We start from the raw sequence: 19,892 nt of genomic DNA on the forward strand, positions 1-19,892 counted from the left end.
TATCAATGACTGCATGCCCTTATCCTTCTATCCAGACCCGTTTTGTTAATGGCTAACGGTGGACGGAAGGCATCATATTCAGTTTTCCCGACAATGGACAGACCAGTTATCCAGTGAATTATTGTTTTTTAAGGCAATGATTTTAAATAGTTTTGCTATGCCGCGCTGCTTTTTGTTATGTTAATGTATTATTCCTGTAGGCTAGCCTACGTGATTTACATTAATAAAATGTATGCGGCATAATTTATTCCTTCAATTCTCACAACAATGTCTTTACGCCTGCCTTTCGAATGAAAACGAAACAGAAAAAATAGAATATAAAATTCCGTTCATTAAGAGTAATCCGAGCAAGGAAATACATTGCGGGCTATTTACTGGCAGAGTACTCACTCGTTAAGGCCAAAGAAAAAGGCTCCGAAGAGCCTTTAGAGGATTACTTTTTTTCGTCGGCATAGCGCCGGGCATTATCGAACAGATTCGTACACATTCATTCACTCCTTTGTCATTCACTCAGACCGCGATTTTTCAGCATCGGCTCCGGCAAAGGATCGTGCCCGCGCCAGTCACGATACAGCGCTTCCAGGTCGCTGGTATTGCCACGCGACAGGATCGCCTCGCGAAAGCGCTGGCCGTTCTCCCGATTCAAACCGCCCTGCTCCACAAACCACTGGAAGCCATCGTCCGCCAGCATTTGGGTCCACAAATAAGCGTAGTAGCCCGCTGCGTAGCCACCGCCAAAAATGTGCGCAAAGAAACTGCTGCGATAACGTGGCGGCACTGCGGCGAGATCGAGACCTTCGCGTTTGATGGCTTCAGTCTCAAAATCTTCAACACTTTCTGGCACGGTGTCTTCCGTCAGGCTGTGCCAGTTCATGTCCAGCAGCGCGGCGCTGATTAACTCGGTCATGTCGTACCCTTTATTAAAGGTCGCCGCACGCTGCATATTGGCGCGAAGTGCTTCAGGCATCGGCTCGCCGCTTTGATAATGACGGGCGTAACGCGCAAACACCTGTGGATGACTTGCCCAGTGCTCATTGATTTGCGACGGGAATTCGACAAAATCTCGTGGCGTCTGCGCACCCGACAGGCTCGGATAGCGCTGGCTGGCAAACAGGCCGTGCAGGGTGTGACCAAACTCGTGGAACAGCGTCACCACATCGTCCCAGGAAAGCAGCGCTGGCTTGCCCTCTGTGGGTTTCTGATAGTTGCAGACGTTGTAAATTACCGGACGCGTGTCAAGCAGGGTCGATTGCTGCACAAAGTTGTCCATCCATGCGCCGCCGCCTTTGGAATCGCGGGCAAAGAAATCGCCGTAGAACAGCGCCATGCCTTGCCCGTCGGTGTCGAAAATTTCCCAGACTCGCACATCAGGATGATAAACGGGGATGTCGAAGCGCTCGACAAAACGCACGCCAAACAGCTGAGTGGCGGCCCAGAAGACGCCCTCGGTAAGCACCGAGTTCAGTTCGAGATACGGTTTAATTTGCGATTCATCAAGGGAATAACGCGCCAGTCGCACCTGTTCGGCGTAGAACGGCCAGTCCCAGGCTTCCGCACGAAAACCGCCCTGCTGATCGTCAATGACATGCTGAATATCTTGCTGTTCACGCTCTGCGCGGGCGCGTGCCGCAGGGGCAATTTTGCGCATAAAGGTCAGCGCCGCCTCTGCGGTTTTCGCCATCTGGTCGGCGGTACTCAAATCCGCATAATCTTTAAAGCCAAGCAGTTTTGCCTGCTTCGCTCGCACTTCCACCAGTCGCAGGATGATCGCCCGGGTATCGTTATTGTCGCCTTTTTGCGTACGCATCCAGCTGGCAGTAAACAGATTCTGCCGGGTTTGCCTGTCACGCAGTTGAGCCAGCGCGGGTTGCTGTGTGTTGTTCAGCAGAGGAATAAGCCAGCGATCGTTCAGGCCTTTCTCCCTTGCCGCTGCGACCGCGTTTTCAATCTCGTCTTCAGACAACCCATCGAGCTGATGGCGATAATCCAGCACCAACCCGCCGTTCTTCGCCGCGCCCAATAAACGCTGCTGGAACTGGCTGCTCAGGGTTGCCGCTTCCGTATTGAGCGCCCGCAGCGCTTCTTTCTGCGACGGTGCCAGCTTCGCACCGGCCAGAATAAAGTGCTGATGAGTGAGTTCAACCAAACGAAGTGACTCAGCATCCAGCCCGGCGGATTCGCGTTCCTGCCAGATTTTATCGACACGCGCGAACAGTTTGTCGTTGAGATAAATATCGTTGGCGAGCGCCGCAAGCTCGGAAGAGAATTCTTCATCCAGTTTCTGCAAGGTGTCGTTGGTATGCGCCGCCGCCATGGCGAAGAAAACTGAAGTCACTCGTCCAAGCAACTCACCGCTTTTTTCCAGCGCCACGAAGGTGTTTTCAAAATGGGCAGGCTGAGGGTTTTCAGCAATGGCGGCAATCTCTTCACGCTTACGTTTGACGCCTTCATCAAAGGCTGGCCGATAATGGGCATCTTCAATCAAATCGAAGTGCGGAGCCTGATAAGGCAGCAGGCTGACGGTTAAAAACGGGTTCACACTGGCCATCATTTACTCCTGATTTCGGTAACGTCCTTAGAGTAGGCAACCCCCTGATAAACCGCAATGATTTCTCCCGCTACTGCCACGGCGATTTCGGCGGGAAGCTTTCCTTTCACATCGGGTAACCCGATAGGACAACGCATCGAGGCACGTTTTTCTTCGCTGATGCCCTTTCCTTCCAGAAGATAATCAAAGCGCTGGCGCTTGGTCTGCGAACCGATAACGCCCAGATAGCGGTAACGCCCTCGCCTCAATAGCGTTTCGGCCAGCGCCAAATCCAGCGGATGATGATGGGTCATCACCACAAAGAGACTGTCATCCGGAGCCTCTCTCGCGATTTCGCAAGGATCGTCGGTATGAAGGCAATGGATACCTGCTGGTGGGTTAATAAACTGATTCTCCCGCTCATCAACCCAGTTCACCCGACACGGCAACGTCGCCAGAATAGCCACCAAAGCCTGTCCGACGTGCCCGGCACCAAAAACGTAAACCTCCGGCTGCGGGAGTCCCCAGGGTTCGAACAACACCTGCGTCATGCCGCCGCAGCATTGACCCGCACGCGCACCAAGCGCAAACGTCTCCTGACGCGGTGTTTGGCTACCGGATTGCAGCATTTCCCTGGCGATGGCCAGGCACTGGTATTCCAGATTGCCGCCGCCAATCGTCAGCCAGTTCTCATCACGGCTGACGATCATTTTGGTGCCTGCCCCACGTGGCACGGAGCCTTTATCCATGAGCAGCGTCAGGATAACCGCGGGAATGCGTTTTTCCCGTAGACGGAGCAACACGTCGAGCCATTCGTCAGCTTTGATCATCACTCGCCTCCAGCCTCATTACGCCAAGCAAAACTTGCTCTGGCGTGGCGGGTGCATCCAGATGTGGGTGGTGTCGATAACCGGAAACGGCAGAAACCGCATCCTGCAAGGCGCACCAGACGGAAATCCCCAGCATAAAGGGCGGTTCACCAACAGCTTTTGAGCGATACACCGTTTCTGCGCTGTTGGCGTGCGCCTGCAATAAAGCGACATTGAACACCTCCGGCCTGTCGGTAATCGCCGGAATTTTGTAACTCATCGGCCCATCGGTCAGCAGCCGCCCGCGAGTGTCCCATTTCAGCTCTTCGGTGGTCAGCCAGCCTGCGCCCTGGATAAACCCGCCTTCAATCTGGCCGATATCCAGTGCCGGGTTCAGCGACGCGCCCACATCATGCAGAATATCGGTTCTCAGTAGCCGATATTCACCGGTTAGCGTATCGATGATCACTTCTGAACAGGCTGCGCCCCAGGCAAAATAGTAGAAGGGTTCGCCACGACCAGCCTGCCGGTCGTAGTGAATACCGGGCACTTTGTAGAAACCTGTCGCTGAAAGTGGAACCTGATTCAGCCAGGCCAGCATGGCCACCTGGGCAAAGCTGAAATACTTGTCCGCGGCACAAACCACACCGTTCGAAAACGTCACCTGTTCTTCAGGGCAATGGTGCAGCTCGCTGAGCATCGCGATGAGCCGTTGTTTAAGAGTCTGCGCGGCAATTTCTGCTGCTTTGCCGTTGAGATCGGCTCCGGAGGATGCCGCCGTCGGTGACGTGTTTGGCACCTTTCCGGTGCTGGTCGAAGTGACCTGAATGGTGCTTAACGGAATTTGCAGCACATCCGCAACAATCTGCGCCACTTTGGTGTTCAGACCTTGTCCCATCTCGGTGCCGCCGTGATTGAGCTGCACCGTGCCGTCGCTGTAAATCAGGATCAGCGCACCGGCCTGATTGAGGAAACTTGAGGTAAATGAGATACCGAATTTGACGGGCGTCAGCGCCAGCCCGCGTTTCAGAACTGGGCTTTGCGCGTTGAACGCTGTGATTTCAGCCCGCCGCGTTTGATAATCTGCGCTATCGGCTAACTGCCCGACGACCGTTTCTGCCAGATTCTGTTTCACCGTCTGGTGATAATGGGTGACGTTTCGCCCCTCACCGCCGTAAAAATTACGCTGGCGCACCAGCAACGGATCAATCTCCAGATGACGCGCTATCGCATCCATGATTTGTTCGATTGCCACCATCCCTTGCGGGCCACCAAAGCCGCGAAATGCGGTGTTGGAAGCCAGATGCGTGCGGCAGCGATAGCCTGTAATTCGGGCATCACCGAGATAATAAGCATTGTCGGCGTGGAACATCGCCCGGTCACAGATAGACCCCGATAAATCCAGCGAATAACCGCAGTTCGCCGCCAAATCGATAACAACCCCGCTCAGCAAGCCATCAGCAGTAAACCCAACGTCGTAACGCACAAAAAACGGGTGGCGTTTGCCGGTGATGCGCATGTCATCCCGCCGTGAAAGCCGCAGCTTTGCCGGGCGACCTGTTATACGCGCAGCGAGTGCTGCGTGGCACGCAATGCCCGCAGCCTGAGTCTCTTTCCCTCCAAAGCCCCCGCCCATCCGTCGTACATCTACGGTCACTTTGCTTTGATTCACGCCCAGAACAGAGGCCACCAGTTTTTGCACTTCTGTCGGGTGCTGCGTAGAAGACCAGACTTGCATCGCGCCGTCTTCACCAGGCATGGCGACGGCGACCTGGCCTTCCAGATAAAAATGCTCCTGTCCGCCAATATGAAACTGTCCGTTCAGGCGATGTGCCGCCGCGTTTAAGGCTGCGTCCACATCACCACGCTGCTGAACGTGAGGCTGCTCCACAAAATGCTGTTTTGCGAGCGCCTCTTCCACATCAAGGATCGCCGGAAGCGGTTCAATCTCAGGTTTGACTGAATTCGCTCCCGCCCGGGCTGCTTCCGGGGACTCCGCGACGACCATCGCAATAACCTGCCCGTGATACTCAACCAGCTCTTTGGCAAACAGCGGATCGCCAGGTGCCAGCGGGCCGATGTCGAGTTCGCCGGGAATATCACGCCAGTCGAGCACTCGCACCACGCCTGCTGTGTTGAGACAAGCCGCGGTGTCTATTGAAAGAATACGCCCATGGGCGCAGTCGCTCAGCACCGGGCATAGATGCAGCGTTCCGGCCAGCTCCGCCTTATCATCGATATATTCCGCTTCACCGCTGACATGGCGTTCTGCGCTTTCGTGTGACCGTGATTTCCCCACACGGCCCTGAAGTTGTTCAAGAAATTGCGCTTTCAACAGCGCTTCTGATACGGCTGGTGATTTACCCGACATACTCACTCACCTCCACGGCACTGACCGTCTGATGTTGCAGGAAGTAGCGCTTAAGCAGGTTTTGCGCCACCTGAAGCCGATAATCCGAGCTGGCTCGCGCGTCGCTAAGCGGGGCGAAATCCTTTGCCAAAGCCTCACAGGCCAGTTTCAGCGTTTCAGTGTTAAACGGCTTACCTTTCAGCGCAGCCTCGCACATTGACGCCCGCGCAGGAACGGCCGCCATGCCGCCAAATGCCACTCTCGCTCGCGTCACGGTTTCGTCACTAAGCTCCAGATTGATAGCCCCAAACACGGTAGAAATATCGTCCTCGCGCCGCTTAGAGACTTTCCACAGACGCAGGTTTCGTGACAACGTCACGTCATCAATTAAAATGTGAGTGATAAACTCCCCGCTGGTGAGCACGGTTTGCCGATAGCCGGTAAAAAATTCGCTTAGTGCTACTTCACGAGTCACGCTGCCGCAGCGCAATCTCAGACGGGCATCCATCGCCAGTAAAGCCGGGGCGCAATCACCAATCGGGGAAGCATTCGCCAGATTGCCGCCCAGCGTGCCCTGGTTGCGAATTTGCCGCGAGGCAAAACGGTCAAGCATTTCGCTAAACACCGGCAGTACGTGGTGAAGTTGCTGTTGGCACTGCGTGAGACTGGTTGCCGCCCCTATTTCAAGCCGAGTTCCGTCGCTATTAATTCCCTGCAAGTCAGAAACTTGCTGCAAGGAAATCACCTGCTCAAAGCGTTGGTGAGCCTGAGTAATCAGCAAATTCAGATCTGTTCCACCGGCAAGCAGACGTGCCTGTGGGTGACGTGCATAGATTTCAGCCAGTTCATCCAGCGTTTCAGGGGCAAACCAATTGCTCTCTTCTGCATGACTGGTGTTGATGGCCTGCAACGCCTGAACAGTGTCGGCTTCCTGCAAGCGGAAGCTGTCTTCATCAGGTGAAGCGAGAGCCTGCAAAGCGGCATCGACGACAGGCCGATAGCCTGTGCAGCGGCATAAATTGCCGCCAAGGTGATGCGCTACCGTGTCAGTCGTTGCCTCTGCACCATTTTTTTGCATCGCGAAGGTCGACATCACAATGCCGGGCGTGCAGAAACCACATTGCGAAGCGTGTCCGCAGGCCATGGCCTGCTGCACCGGGTGAAGCTGGCCGTCATCAGCCAAACCTTCCACGGTGATGAGCTGTTTGCCATGAAGCTGACCGACCAACAATAAGCAGCTGTTGGTGCTCTGATAGTGCATTTTTCCGTCCTGAGCGCTGGCCACGACGACCGTACACGCCCCGCAGTCGCCAGAAGCACACCCTTCTTTGGTGCCGCAGCGTCGGATATCTCGCCGTAACCAGTTCAGGACGGTCTGATTAGGGTCGATTTTTTCCAGCCGGATGGGCTGTTGGTTGAGTAAAAACTGAATCATGCGGCCTCCTCCAGCCCATCGCGACGCCAGGCGCATTCGCCATTGATCCACGTCTGCGCAATGTTGCGGTCATCACCCAGGGTCATCAGCATGAAAAGCTGTTCATAGATATCGTGGCAGCGGCTGGCGCGGAGCTTCTGAAGCGGTGTGACTGCCACATCCAGCACCACAAAATCTGCCTCTTTGCCGACGTTAAAATTACCGATGTGTTGATTCAGACAGAGCGCCCGCGCCCCGCCGAGCGTAGCGTGATAAAACGCTTCGCTGGCACACAGTCGATAACTTTGTAATTGCCCGATTTTGTAAGCCTCACCGAGTGTACGCAGCATATTGAACGTGGTGCCCGCGCCCACATCGGTGCCGATCCCCATTTTGACTTTTTTCTGCCAGCAGGTTTGCAGCCGGAACAGGCCGCTGCCTAAAAACAGATTTGAGGTAGGACAAAACGCCACTGCGGAATCGCTCCGGTGCAGACAATCCCATTCGGCCTCCTGCAAATGAATGGCGTGGGCGAAGACGCTGCGTTTGCCCGTCAGACCGTAGTGGTCGTAAACATCAAGGTAGGTTTCGTGCTCTGGCCACAGCGTTTTAACCCACTCGATTTCCTGTGGGTTTTCACTCAGATGAGTGTGAAGCCAGGTATCTGGAAATTCTTCGCGCAGCCGCTGTACTGCCTCCAGCAAATCGGGCGAAGACGTAGGCGCGAAACGAGGCGTGATGGCATATCCCAGACGGTCATGATGATGCCAGCGCTGAATCAGTTCCCGCGTCTGCTGATAGCTTTGTTCAGCCGTTTCGGTCAGGTAGTCCGGCGCGTTTCTGTCCATCATCACTTTGCCTGCAATCAGCCGCATGTTTTGCTCTGCCGCAGCGGCAAACAACGCATCAACAGACTCCGGGTGCACAGTGCCAAAAACCAGTGCCGTGGTGGTACCATTCGAAAGCAGTTGGTTGAGGAAAAAAGCAGACATCTGCGCTGCGTGCCCGCTGTTGCTGTACTGACTTTCGACCGGGAACGTATACGTGGTGAGCCATTCAAGCAGTTGTTCGCCATAAGCGCCGATCATTTCGGTTTGCGGGTAATGCAGGTGAGTATCGACAAAACCCGGCACGATAAGTTTGCCGCGCAGGTCAATCCATTCATCAGAGTGGCGCAGGTGTAAGCGCCCTTCTTCCCACGGCAGTAACGCTCGAACCACGCCTTCGCCGATAAACAGCAATCCGTCCTCCAGATAGCGAACTTTTTCAGCTATCTCCTGTGGCGTATCCGCTGTTGCGGTAACATCAAAAAAGCTGGCACGCAGCGCGTGGCGATAGTTGATCATTTCCGACCTCTTCTTTGCCGCTGAACATCCGGCTTATTGCTGCAGGTAAATTGTCAGAGGGATTTTGCAAAGATAGTGCCAGATTCGGTTTTTAGCATTGTCATGGATATTCAATGTGTTACGTATTATTCATTCATTTGCGCAACAAACTGAATATTATTCACTTCGCAACCGGTTGCTTATTTCAGCAAACGGTTGCATTGCATAAAAGTGTTTTTACCCTTCATCACGGTCCGTCCTGGAACAGCGCACTATTGCACGTTGTTTGTGCGTTTTTCGCGTTGCGCTGCACCCTGCTGGTGCCACATCGGGCAACAAAGTTCCTGTCACGCTCTTTCGCGCTGCATGCTATGGTATTACGACAGTTAAAGCCTTGAGGAACAGGAAGAATGATTGTACTGGTTACTGGCGCAACCGCCGGATTTGGTGAGAGTATTACCCGTCGTTTTATCGCCAATGGACACAAAGTCATCGCCACCGGACGCCGTCATGAGCGTCTGCAAGAGCTGAAAGAAGAGTTTGGTGACAACATTTTGACTGCGCAGCTGGATGTTCGTAATCGTGCAGCCATCGAAGAGACGCTCGCCAACCTCCCCGCCGAATGGCGCAATATCGATATTCTGGTCAACAACGCCGGGCTGGCGCTGGGGATGGAACCCGCGCAAAAAGCCAACGTCGATGACTGGGAAACGATGATCGACACCAACAACAAAGGCCTGATCTACATGACCCGTGCTGTGCTGCCGGGGATGGTCGAGCGCAACTGCGGACACGTCATCAACATTGGCTCCACCGCAGGCAGCTGGCCTTATGCAGGCGGGAACGTGTATGGCGCGACCAAAGCGTTCGTACGTCAGTTCAGCCTGAATCTGCGTACCGATTTGCACGGCACCGCCGTTCGCGTAACAGATATCGAGCCAGGTCTGGTCGGCGGCACTGAGTTTTCCAATGTGCGCTTTAAAGGCGACGACGCCAAAGCCGATAAAACCTACGAAAATGCGAATGCCTTGTCGGCAGAAGATATCTCTGAAGCGGTCTGGTGGGTGGCAACGTTACCGAAACACGTCAACATCAACACCCTGGAAATGATGCCGGTCAGTCAGACTTATGCCGGTTTGAGTATCCATCGTCAGGGATAAGCGCACATTTGTGCAATAAACTCGCCCGGCCTGCTGGCCGGGTATGTGCCTGACAACAAAATCAGCGTAAAATAACGCACTTAACCCGTCACCAAGAAAACGCAATGGCCGCAGAATCGCAACTCAATCCGACACAACCCGTGAATCAGCAGATTTATCGTATTTTACGTCGGGACATCGTGCATTGTCTGATAGCCCCCGGTACGCCGCTGTCTGAGAAAGAAGTGTCGGTTCGGTTTGATGTTTCTCGCCAGCCGGTGCGTGAAGCGTTTATCAAACTGGCCGAAAATGGCCTGATTCAGATTCGCCCACAGCGCGGCAGCTATGTGAACAAAATTTCGCTCTCGCAGGTGCGTAACGGCTGTTTCGTTCGCCAGGCAATTGAATGCGCCGTGGTCCGCCGCGCCGCAACGTTAATCACCGATGCGCAGAGCTATCAGCTCGAACAGAATCTTAATCAGCAGCGCATCGCGATTGATCGTCATCAGTTGACTGATTTCTTCCAGCTCGACGATGAATTCCATGCCCTGCTTTCGCAAATTGCAGACTGCCAACTCGCCTGGGACACCATCGAGAATATTAAGGCCGCCATCGACCGCGTGCGCTACATGAGCCTCGACCACGTCTCTTCGCCGGAAATGTTGTTACGTCAGCATCAGGTGATTTTCAGCGCGCTGGAAAAACGCGACGTCGAAGCCGTCGATAAAGCGATGACCCAGCATCTGCAGGAAATCAGTGAATCGGTGTTGTTGATTCGTCAGGAAAACAGCGACTGGTTTAGCGAAGAGTGAGATAAGAAGATTAAGACAGGAAGCCGCCTCAGAACGAGACGGCTTTTTTCATTACAGTTTTGCGGCAAATTCTGCGACGGTCGCTTTCGCGCCTTTCGCCAGCAGCGACAGGTACGCTTGCGTTACTTGCTCGACAAATTTCCCTTCCAGCGGCAATTCTTTGCCGAAGATGGCTTCGATGCCGAACAGTGCTTTCACACGCGCTTCGCCTTGTTCGCTGTTCTTCACCACGCTTTGAATCGTGCTCAGCAGCGGATCGCAGACTTCGATCTCATTGCCCTGTTCATCTTTACCATCGACATAACGCATCCAGCCCGCCACGCCTAGCGCCAGCAGCGAGAAATCGCTTTTGTGAGCAAGGTGCCAGCGCACGGAATCCAACATGCGCTGGGGCAATTTCTGGCTGCCATCCATCGCGATTTGCCAGGTGCGGTGGCGCAGCGCCGGGTTGCTGTAGCGATCAATCAGCAGGTCGGCGTAACGGGCCAGATCCACGCCTTTCACTTTCAGCGTTGGCGCTTGCTCTTTCAGCATCAGCGCATGGGCAGCTTTACGGTAGTTAGCATCTTCCATGCAGTCGTTAATGTGCTGGTAACCGGCCAGATACCCCAAATAAGCGAGGAATGAGTGGCTGCCGTTCAGCATGCGCAGCTTCATTTCTTCAAACGGGATCACATCGGACACCAGTTCAGCGCCAGCTTTTTCCCACTCAGGACGACCCGCCACAAATTTATCTTCGATAACCCACTGACGGAACGGCTCACAGGCCACGCCCGCTGGATCGCGCACGCCGGTAATCGCTTTGATTTTATCCAGCGTTTCTGCGGTAACCGCTGGCACAATGCGGTCGACCATGGTGGACGGGAACGTCACGTTTTGCTCAATCCACGCCGCCAGCTCGCTGTTCAGCGCTCGTGCATAAGCGCGTACCACTTTGCCTAAGACATGGCCGTTTTCTGGCATGTTATCGCAGGACATCACGCTGAAAGGTGCCAGGCCAGCCGCTTTACGACGGGCTAACGCTTCGACTACCACACCAATGGCAGAGGTGGGCTGATGTGGGTTTTGCAGATCGGCGACGATCATCGGGTGATCGACATTCAGTTCACCGGTCGCCGGTAAATGGCAGTAGCCTTTTTCAGTGATGGTGAGCGAAACAATCGCCACCTGCGGCTCACACATTTTGGCCAGCACCGTTTCAAGCCCATCAACCTGGGCGTGCAGCGCTTCTTTCACCACGCCGACCACTCGGGCTGTCCACGCGTTGGCCGACATTTCCGCCACGGTGTAGAGATTATCCTGTTGTTTCAGGTCGGCAATTTGCTGTTCACCGCCAATCAGGTTCACTTCGGTGTAGCCCCAGTCGCTGTTGTGCTCCTGAGCCAGAATATCGGTGTAAACAGCCTGGTGCGCGCGATGGAAAGCACCAAACCCGAGATGGACGATGCGAGGTACCAGCTTGTGACGATCGTAGGCCGGAAGGGACGCTTTGGCATTCAACAAGGTATTTTTCATGAGGTTGCTCATTGTCGTGTGAGGTTGTCGAATCGGAGGATGTAGACCATCTCACGCAATTGGTATGACATCTTTGATTTCAGTCAACTACCATACAAGAAGAGAATGTCAGGCGGCAAAGCGTGAACTGTGTCGCCTGACAGAAGGGAAGTTAGCTGTATTGCCCTACTCTTGCCTCGGCTTTACCCGGTGCAAGTTCCGCCGCATCCTGTGCCAGGCTCAGGTCACGATCGCACACTTCTGGCATCAGGACCGCTGCGAGCAAACCGATCAGCGAGTAACAAATCATCATCACCGCCATCGGCCACCAGCTACCGGTCATGTTGCAGAAAATCCCCGCCAGCAGCGGCCCAAATCCTACCGCCACCAGGCCACCCGCTTCTTTGGCAATCGCCATTCGGGTAAAGCGATTACGCGAGCCGAACATCTCCGCCATGGTGATGTTCTCCAGAGCAAACAGCCCGAGCACCGCCACGTTATGGATAACAATCAGGCACAGCATAATCGTGCTGGCGCTGTAACTCTTATCGACGATCAAGGCCAGCATCGGATAAGCCAGAATGATGGCCGAAATATTCAGGATGATGTACGGCAGACGACGCCCGACTTTATCCGACAGCCAGCCCAGGAGCGGGATGGTCGCAAAGCCGATTATTGAGCTTATCATCAGCGCATCCGTCGGAATGGCTTTGTCGAACAGCAATGTCTGTACAAGGTAACCGGCGAGGAAGGTCTGGATTAAGCCAGAGTTGCCCGCCTGACCAAAGCGCAGCCCGGTTGCCAGCCAGAACGATTTGCTACTGAACATCGCGCCAAGTGAAGCCTCTTGCGATGCCGGGACAACCCCTTCGCCATCGCTGACTTTTTCGAACACCGGGCTTTCTTTCAGGTTCAGACGTAACCAGATAGCAAAAATCATCACCACGACACTGGCGAGGAACGGCACACGCCAGCCCCAGGCAATCAGCTCTTCGCGATCAAGGGCGAAGAACATAAAGGCCCAGATAGCGGTGGCACTGAGCGTCCCACAGTTGGTGCCCATCGCGACCAGCGAAGAGATAATCCCGCGCTTTCCTTTTGGCGCATACTCCGCGAGCATGGTGCCCGCACCGGATATTTCCGCCCCCGCGCCGAGCCCTTGAATGATTCGCAACGTGACCAGCAACACCGGCGCGAAAATCCCGATTTGCGCATAGGTCGGAAGCACACCAATCAGCGTCGTACAGATGCCCATCATGGTGATGGTGATAAACAGCACCCGTTTACGCCCGATGCGGTCGCCCATCTTGCCAAAGATAAACGCACCGACGATTCGCGCGATGTAGCCTGCGCCGTAAGTGCCCATCGCCAGAATCAGTGCCATCGCCGCAGACTGTTCCGGGAAGAAAATTTCATGGAAAACCAGCGCCGCGCCGAGGGAATAAAGCTGGAAATCCATAAATTCCAGCGCGGTGCCCAGCCAGCCGGATACCGCTGCCCGAACCAGGTCTTTAGTGCTTCGTACAGGTTGATGTTGCGTCATAATCTTGTCTCTGAATAAGGTGCGGACAACTCAACTCGCGTCTGTTTTATTTTGCAAAGGTCAGCAGAACCTTGCAGCAGCGCTTCTGATCTTTCTCAAAAAGCGTTATGGCATCGGTCACGTCCTGACAATCGAACTCGTGCGTGACCAGCTTTTCTGGGTTGATAAGCCCGTTTTTCAGCCAGTCGATCACCACCGGGAACTTGTGGGCATTCAGGCGTGAAGAGAAAATACTCAGCTCTTTGCCGGTAATGCCCTGCTGAACGACTGAAGAGGCATCGCTGGAGAAGCCCATCAGCACAATTCGAGCTGCCGGTGAAGCCAGGGTGATGGCTTCCTGCAAAATGCTGGGGTGACAAGCGGCGTCGACAATGAGCGTGGGTTTAATGCCCTTTTCCGCCAGCACATCTGGCAGCGAGAGGTCACTGTTATTGATTGTCCAGTCTGCACCGCTGCGTTCTGCCATCATCAGGCGCTCTGGAATGCGATCCACCACGATGACCTGCTTCACGTTATAAACCCCTTTCAGGGCCTGAACGGTGACGAGCCCCATCGGGCCTGCGCCATACACCAGCGCCACATCTTGTTCTGTTGGATTCACCTGGCCGGTGACATTCGCCGCGATCGTGAAGGGTTCAATCATCACCGCGTGTTTGTCCTGAATGCTGTCCGGGATGGCCCACGCATTTCGTTCAGGCACAATGGCGTATTCACTGAAGCCGCCATCACGATGCACGCCCAGCACCACCAGTGAAGTACAAACGTTCGGCTTCCCGATGGAGCACGGATAGCAATGTCCGCAGCTGATTACCGGGTCCACGCTGACACGCTGGCCGATTCGCTCTGCGCTGACACCCTCGCCCACGGCATCAATCAGGCCAAAAAACTCGTGACCAATCACACGCGGGTATTTCGCAAACGGATTGTGACCGCGATAAATATGGCTGTCGGAACCGCAAATTCCCGCCAGCTTCACTTTGACTCTCACCTCGCCCACAGCGGGATTAGGCACTTCGCGTTCTTCAATCACTAATTCGTTCGGTTGACGAATAACGATACTTTTCATTTCAACGCTCCTTACCAGTTCCACAGTGTGCCGTCTTCGAGGCGAGCGACCGGAAGATAGGCCGGATCGTAGGGATATTTCGCCGCCAGTTTTTCGTCGAACTCGATGCCCAGCCCCGGTTTATCGCCCGGATGCATGTAGCCGTTATCGAACGTCCAGCTGTGCGGGAAGACTTCGAGCATTTGTTCGGAGTACCCCATGTATTCCTGCACGCCAAAGTTCGGCACCCACAGGTCAAAATGAAGCGCAGCGGCGTGACAAATAGGTGACAAGTCAGACGGCCCATGAGAGCCCGTACGCACCTGATAAAGTGAGGCAAAATCGGCGATACGACGCATGCCGGTGATGCCGCCCGCGTGCGTAATGGTGGTGCGGATATAATCGATGAGCTGTTCTTCGATAAGCTGTTTACAGTCCCAGATGCTGTTGAAGACTTCACCTACCGCAATTGGCGTGACGGTGTGCTGGCGAATCAGGCGGAAGCATTCCTGGTTTTCCGCAGGCGTCGGATCTTCCATCCAGAACATGCGGTATTGCTCAATGCTTTTGCCGAAACGCGCAGCTTCGATCGGCGTCAGGCGGTGGTGCATGTCGTGCAGCAGATGCTCGTTGAAACCGAATTTATTGCGCACCGCGTCGAACAGCTTCGGCGTAAAGTCGAGGTATTTTTCCGTGGACCAAAACTGCTCTTCCGGCCACTGGCCTTTGGTCGCGGGTTCATACGCCTGGCCTTTGCCTTTCGCCATGCCATAAGTGGTTTTCATGCCCGGCACACCGCACTGCACGCGAATCGCTTTAAAGCCCATCTCTTTGTGACGCGCGTAATCGTCGAGCACTTCATCAATGGAATGGCCGGTGGTGTGGCAGTACACCATCACGCCTTCACGGGAAGCGCCGCCGAGCAACTGATAAAGCGGCATTCCGGCGGCTTTCGCTTTGATATCCCATAACGCCATATCGACCGCTGAAATGGCAGACATCGTCACCGGCCCACGACGCCAGTACGCGCCTTTGTAGAAGAACTGCCAGATATCTTCGATTCGATGGGCGTCACGGCCAATCAGCTGTGGGCACAGGTGGTCTTTCAAATAGGACGCAACGGAAAGCTCGCGGCCATTCAGGGTGGCATCGCCAAGCCCGACGATCCCGTCATCGGTCGTAATTTTCAGGGTGACAAAGTTACGCCCCGGACAGGTGACAAACACTTCTGCTGCAACAATCTTCATTTTCGTTCCCGCTTATTGGTGTTGATGGCGATATATACGCAAAGCAGCAACTACCATACAAGTATATTGATCAAAAAAGTCACAGTGGATCACAAAATGCGTAGATAACCTGGCAGCAACACTGCCAGGCGAAGGAGAAGCGAGAAAGGAATTAGTTGATGCGGTCTTTAACGATGAAGAAGTAGCTCAACGCGCCAGCAAAGGTGACGCACGCAGCAATGATCAGCGCAAGATTGAAGGAATGCGTGGTATCAACCACCCAGCCCGTCACGATCGGCGCAAACGAGGCAAACACAAAGCTGCCGAAGTTCTGAATGGCCGCCACGGAAGCCACTTTGGTTTCTGACACCATGACCTGCACCAGCCCCCAGGCCGAGGTTCCGGCGAAATGCACGCAGAACAGCGCCATCGAAATGAACGCCACGGCTTGTGTCGGCGTGGACGATTGCACCACCAACAATGTGCCAAGTGCCGAAAGCGTCAGACCCAGCACAATCGCCGTCTTGCGAGTTTTCGCCAGATCGTACCCGCGACGGGCTAGCGCATCGACGATAAAACCGTTGGTCCACATGCCCACCGCAGCCGCCAGGAAAGGAATCGCTGCCACCCAGCCCGTTTTCGCCAGGCTGAAGCCCTGCTCAGCCTGCAAGTAGCCCGGCAGCCAGGCGATGTAAAGCCAGCCGGTATAGTTCACGCCAGAGAAACCCAGGATCATGCCCCAGGTGGTGCGCTTCTTAAATAATGCCGCCCACTCGCTGAAAGCCAGTTTTGGCTTTGCGGCAACTGGCGCGGAGAGATACTGACGCTCCGTTTCGTTGAGGCTAAATTGCGCCCGGTTGCGATACCAGACATACCAGCAAATGCCGACCAGAATCCCCGCCAGGCCAATCACCACAAACATGGTGCGCCAGCCCCAGGCCAACTGCATCACCACCAGCGCGGGTGGCGCTATCGCCTGACCAATCACCGTTGAAGAGTTGAAGATACCTAACGCTGTCCCTCGCTCTTTCTGCACATACCAGTCGGTAATCGATTTCACACCGGCAGGCATAAACGGCGCCTCACCGATCCCAAGGCCGATTCGCAACAAAATGAAATGAGAGAAAGAGTTCACCACGCCGGTCAACGCCTGCATCGCAGACCAGAATATCAGCCCCGCGCCCAGCACCACTCGCGGGCCAAAGCGGTCGAGTAAAATCCCCGCAGGCAATTGTGATAATCCGTAAGAGAGAGAAAACGCGGAAAGTAAGACACCAAACTCAGTGGCCGAAAGGCCAAGCTCGCCGCGGATGGCTTCTCCGGCGACACTCAGTGACGATCTATCAAGAAAATTTACGATCCCGGCAATAAACAACAAGCTTAGCGTGACCGTCTGAATCGTTTTTATTCTGGCGGGTTTGCTGGACGCCGCCTCTTCCACCACATTCGTTGCCATAAACACTCCGGGTCAGATTATTAGAGAAATGCGCCGTCAGTCGCAGCGCTGAGGCACACTCTATAAACCCGGACGACTACCATACAAGGAGACCAGACAAGAAAGCGCTTAACGATCACAATTTAGAAACATTTTTCTCACTTGATGATCAGGCTTCGTACTGAAGACAAACGTCAGGCACGTCCCCATCCCGCCACAATAATCATCATGCCGCACAGGGCGATAGCGGCTCCGGCCCAGTCGTAATGGCTCAATCGAACGCCATCGACAAATCTCAGCCATAGCAGCGCGGTAAACACATAAACCCCACCATAGGCAGCATAAACTCGCCCACTGGCTGCGGGATGCAGCGTTAACAGCCAGACAAATAAGGCCAGCGAAAGCCCCGCGGGCAGTAATAGCCACGCTGTTGCTCCGCGTTTAAGCCACAGCCACGGCAGATAACAGCCGATGATTTCGCAAAGCGCGGTCGCGAAGAACAGCAAACTTGTTTTTAACATGAACGTTTTTTTCAGCTGAGTGTCTGCAAAGTTCTTAAGGATAAATTAATCTGAATAAAGGGAGAATCGCTTTCTCTCACAGACTCACGGCCATTGAGGTGCAGGATTATGGGTATCGACAGAATGGCAACGGTTGTGTTGCGCCGCCAGGGGATCGGCGTGAAAGATAAGGTGATCCGCTTTCGCGGACATACCCTCGTGTTCCGTTTTAATCAGGACGGCTACGACATCTACAGTAACGGGGCGAAAATTACCTTCGTGAAAACCAAAGATGTTAACGAAGCGGTTCGTTTGTACAAATCTTCGCTTGGCGACGTCAGCTGAGCGCCCTTCATTTTTCGTTCTGGTTGCTTCCTCGTTACGTTTTTACGCCGCTGCGTGGGTATTCCCTGTACAGGAGTTGTAGTAAACTTCTCCTGTGGGTTTACCGTTTTTATCCCGTAAGGAAACAGCCATGAAAGTGACTTTAAGCAAACGCCTGTGTCTGACGGCGCTGCTGGCGTTGAGTGCCGTCGTGTACACCGCCAGCGCATCGGCCGAGACCAGCAAACTGGTTATTGAGTCTGGTGACAGCGCACAGAGCAAACAGAATGCTGCGATGGACAAGGAACAGTGGAACGATACCCGTTCCCTGCGTCAGAAAGTGAACACCCGTGCAGAGAAAGAATGGGACAAAACAGACGTCGCTTTTGATACGCGCGACAAGTGCGAGCAAAGCGCCAATCTGAATGCGTACTGGGAACCCAACACCCTGCGCTGTCTCGATCGCAACACCGGTCGACCTATTGCCCCGTAATGCTGAACGGCGCCCTCTCTGGCGCCTTTCTTTTCTGCACTAATCAGCACTGAAGCTCACAAAAGGAAATCACATGGCCGATGCTTATGCCATTAAGCTGCGCCCGCTCGAACGCGAAGATCTGCGCTTTGTTCACCAACTCGACAATAACGCCAGCGTCATGCGCTACTGGTTCGAAGAGCCGTATGAAGCGTTTGTTGAGCTGTCTGACCTCTACGACAAACACATCCACGACCAGAGCGAACGCCGCTTTGTGATTGAATGCGATGGTGAAAAAGCGGGCCTGGTCGAACTGGTTGAAATTAACCATGTACATCGTCGCGCAGAATTTCAGATAATTATTTCCCCGGAATATCAGGGTAAAGGTCTGGCCTCAAGAGCCGCGCTGCTGGCGATGGATTACGGCTTTACGGTGCTGAACCTGTACAAGCTGTATCTGATTGTGGATAAGGAAAACGAGAAAGCGATTCATATTTATCGCAAGCTCGGTTTTCAGGTCGAAGGGGAACTCATCCATGAGTTTTTCATTAATGGTGAATACCGCAACACCATTCGCATGTGCCTGTTCCAGCATCAATATCTGCCCAAACATAAAGCGGGCGCGCAGAACCTGCTGAAGCCGACGGCTCAGTAATACTCAATCGTGTTTTTGATGGTGTAATGCTGCTTCACCGGCGGCGTTGCACTGTCATCCACAATCTCCAGACTGCAACTCACCGGGTTATCATGCCTGTCGTAATCGCAGGTTTGCGCCACGTTGCCGATGGTTTTGTCATTCAGCGTACTTATCGCGGTGTAATCGAGCTTTTTACGTTCATCCTTTGAGGGGGTCGAGATGATTTTCAGCGTCTCATTATCGCCCTTCGACGTTTTGCCCAGCGGATACCCGTCTTTGTCGTAGTGATAATCTACCGTTAGCGCTTTGCCATGAGCCGCCACCACAAACCCGTTATCATCCGTGTCCCAGGTCAACCCCGCTGCTGGCATGCCTGCCAGCTGGCATTTGCCTTGCAGCAAAATGCGTTTTTCCTGAGTCATGCCATCCAGATAATAGTTGGCATCCAGCACCAGCGTCGCCCCGGAGTTGTTCTCCAGGTCGTGCAGTTCGATGAGATCAAAACACCCTTCCGTAGAGAGCTTCGCGCTCACGCGTTTGGTCACTTCGCCTTTTTCGTTCATCAACGTCTGGCTGAAATCTTTCACCGGACCGCGCAGCGGATCGAAATCGAACTCATTCGAAAAACTGGCCATTTCCGGGGTAAACGCCACCGGCACTGACGCGTTATCGCAGGCTGTAAGCACGCTGAGCAGCGGCATCACGAACAGCAGTTTCTTCACACCGAATCCTTGTAGGGAGAATTTTCTCAATCATATTAGCAAATACAGCGATTTACCTAACAACATCAATTTTCCCCGCTCGTACTTCATTTGCCAGAAAAATAGAACATACAAACTT

At 54.1% G+C, this 19,892-nt stretch carries 17 protein-coding genes; 5 read left to right on the plus strand and 12 right to left on the minus strand.

Annotated features, from left to right (window positions below):
• Positions 1-502 precede the first annotated feature (502 nt).
• Genes dcp through guaD form a run of 5 tightly spaced genes read right to left on the minus strand, consistent with a single transcriptional unit; the run spans position 503 to position 8,446 of the window.
• On the minus strand, positions 503-2,548 hold the full coding sequence (gene dcp, locus ACI2I2_RS01625; protein WP_404656477.1) for a peptidyl-dipeptidase Dcp: 2,046 nt from the start codon (positions 2,546-2,548) through the stop codon (positions 503-505).
• On the minus strand, positions 2,548-3,357 hold the full coding sequence (gene xdhC / locus ACI2I2_RS01630; protein WP_404656298.1) for a xanthine dehydrogenase accessory protein XdhC: 810 nt from the start codon (positions 3,355-3,357) through the stop codon (positions 2,548-2,550). The genes dcp and xdhC overlap by 1 nt, the downstream gene beginning before the upstream one ends.
• Positions 3,344-5,707, minus strand: coding sequence for a xanthine dehydrogenase molybdopterin binding subunit (xdhB, locus tag ACI2I2_RS01635; RefSeq protein WP_404656299.1), 2,364 nt, complete (start codon positions 5,705-5,707; stop codon positions 3,344-3,346). Before xdhB ends, xdhC begins: the two co-directional genes overlap by 14 nt.
• Positions 5,697-7,121, minus strand: coding sequence for a xanthine dehydrogenase small subunit (xdhA, locus tag ACI2I2_RS01640; protein ID WP_404656300.1), 1,425 nt, complete (start codon positions 7,119-7,121; stop codon positions 5,697-5,699). The genes xdhB and xdhA overlap by 11 nt, the downstream gene beginning before the upstream one ends.
• Complete coding sequence (guaD, locus tag ACI2I2_RS01645; protein WP_404656301.1) at positions 7,118-8,446, minus strand: guanine deaminase; 1,329 nt, start codon at positions 8,444-8,446, stop codon at positions 7,118-7,120. The genes xdhA and guaD overlap by 4 nt, the downstream gene beginning before the upstream one ends.
• 389 nt (positions 8,447-8,835) lie before the next feature.
• On the opposite strand from guaD, the gene ydfG reads away from it, so the two are divergent.
• Together ydfG and ACI2I2_RS01655 are read left to right on the plus strand one after the other, a co-directional pair.
• Positions 8,836-9,585, plus strand: coding sequence for a bifunctional NADP-dependent 3-hydroxy acid dehydrogenase/3-hydroxypropionate dehydrogenase YdfG (gene ydfG, locus ACI2I2_RS01650; protein WP_404656302.1), 750 nt, complete (start codon positions 8,836-8,838; stop codon positions 9,583-9,585).
• A gap of 104 nt (positions 9,586-9,689) precedes the next feature.
• Positions 9,690-10,376 carry a GntR family transcriptional regulator gene (locus ACI2I2_RS01655; protein WP_404656303.1) on the plus strand — a complete coding sequence of 229 codons (687 nt, stop codon included), beginning with the start codon at positions 9,690-9,692 and terminating at the stop codon, positions 10,374-10,376.
• Between the two features lie 51 nt (positions 10,377-10,427).
• On the opposite strand, the gene ACI2I2_RS01660 is transcribed toward ACI2I2_RS01655, so the two are convergent.
• The 6 genes from ACI2I2_RS01660 to ACI2I2_RS01685 form a co-directional block, all read right to left on the minus strand.
• Positions 10,428-11,891, minus strand: a complete 1,464-nt coding sequence (locus ACI2I2_RS01660) for a mannitol dehydrogenase family protein (protein ID WP_404656304.1) — start codon at positions 11,889-11,891, stop codon at positions 10,428-10,430.
• A 151-nt stretch (positions 11,892-12,042) separates the two neighbouring features.
• On the minus strand, positions 12,043-13,413 hold the full coding sequence (locus ACI2I2_RS01665; RefSeq protein ID WP_404656305.1) for an MFS transporter: 1,371 nt from the start codon (positions 13,411-13,413) through the stop codon (positions 12,043-12,045).
• A gap of 46 nt (positions 13,414-13,459) precedes the next feature.
• On the minus strand, positions 13,460-14,479 hold the full coding sequence (locus ACI2I2_RS01670) for a Zn-dependent oxidoreductase (RefSeq protein ID WP_404656306.1): 1,020 nt from the start codon (positions 14,477-14,479) through the stop codon (positions 13,460-13,462).
• 11 nt (positions 14,480-14,490) lie between these two features.
• Positions 14,491-15,705 (minus strand): starvation-sensing protein RspA, encoded by a 1,215-nt coding sequence (rspA, locus tag ACI2I2_RS01675; RefSeq protein WP_404656307.1) that lies wholly within the window; start codon positions 15,703-15,705, stop codon positions 14,491-14,493.
• Between the two features lie 151 nt (positions 15,706-15,856).
• The gene (locus tag ACI2I2_RS01680) at positions 15,857-17,140 is read right to left on the minus strand and encodes an MFS transporter (protein ID WP_404656308.1); all 1,284 of its coding nucleotides are present in this window, start codon (positions 17,138-17,140) and stop codon (positions 15,857-15,859) included.
• Between the two features lie 173 nt (positions 17,141-17,313).
• Positions 17,314-17,640, minus strand: coding sequence for a YnfA family protein (locus tag ACI2I2_RS01685; RefSeq protein WP_404656309.1), 327 nt, complete (start codon positions 17,638-17,640; stop codon positions 17,314-17,316).
• Positions 17,641-17,748: 108 nt separating this feature from the next.
• Between ACI2I2_RS01685 and ACI2I2_RS01690 the strand changes: the two genes are divergently transcribed.
• The 3 genes from ACI2I2_RS01690 (at position 17,749) to speG (ending at position 19,070) form a co-directional block, all read left to right on the plus strand.
• Positions 17,749-17,964 carry a hypothetical protein gene (locus tag ACI2I2_RS01690; protein WP_404656310.1) on the plus strand — a complete coding sequence of 72 codons (216 nt, stop codon included), beginning with the start codon at positions 17,749-17,751 and terminating at the stop codon, positions 17,962-17,964.
• Between the two features lie 130 nt (positions 17,965-18,094).
• Entirely contained in the window at positions 18,095-18,436 is a 342-nt protein-coding gene (locus ACI2I2_RS01695) for a DUF1283 family protein (RefSeq protein ID WP_404656311.1), read from the plus strand.
• A gap of 73 nt (positions 18,437-18,509) precedes the next feature.
• Positions 18,510-19,070: a spermidine N1-acetyltransferase gene (gene speG, locus ACI2I2_RS01700; protein ID WP_330985294.1), complete on the plus strand. Its 561-nt coding sequence runs from the start codon at positions 18,510-18,512 to the stop codon at positions 19,068-19,070.
• On the opposite strand, the gene ACI2I2_RS01705 is transcribed toward speG, so the two are convergent.
• Positions 19,064-19,774 carry a YnfC family lipoprotein gene (locus ACI2I2_RS01705; protein WP_330985295.1) on the minus strand — a complete coding sequence of 237 codons (711 nt, stop codon included), beginning with the start codon at positions 19,772-19,774 and terminating at the stop codon, positions 19,064-19,066. The two genes, speG and ACI2I2_RS01705, sit on opposite strands and share 7 nt — an antisense overlap.
• Positions 19,775-19,892: the final 118 nt, after the last annotated feature.

Origin of the sequence: Scandinavium sp. NPDC088450, from assembly GCF_044900545.1 — a bacterium.
In the GTDB taxonomy this organism is placed as follows: Bacteria; Pseudomonadota; Gammaproteobacteria; order Enterobacterales; family Enterobacteriaceae; genus Scandinavium.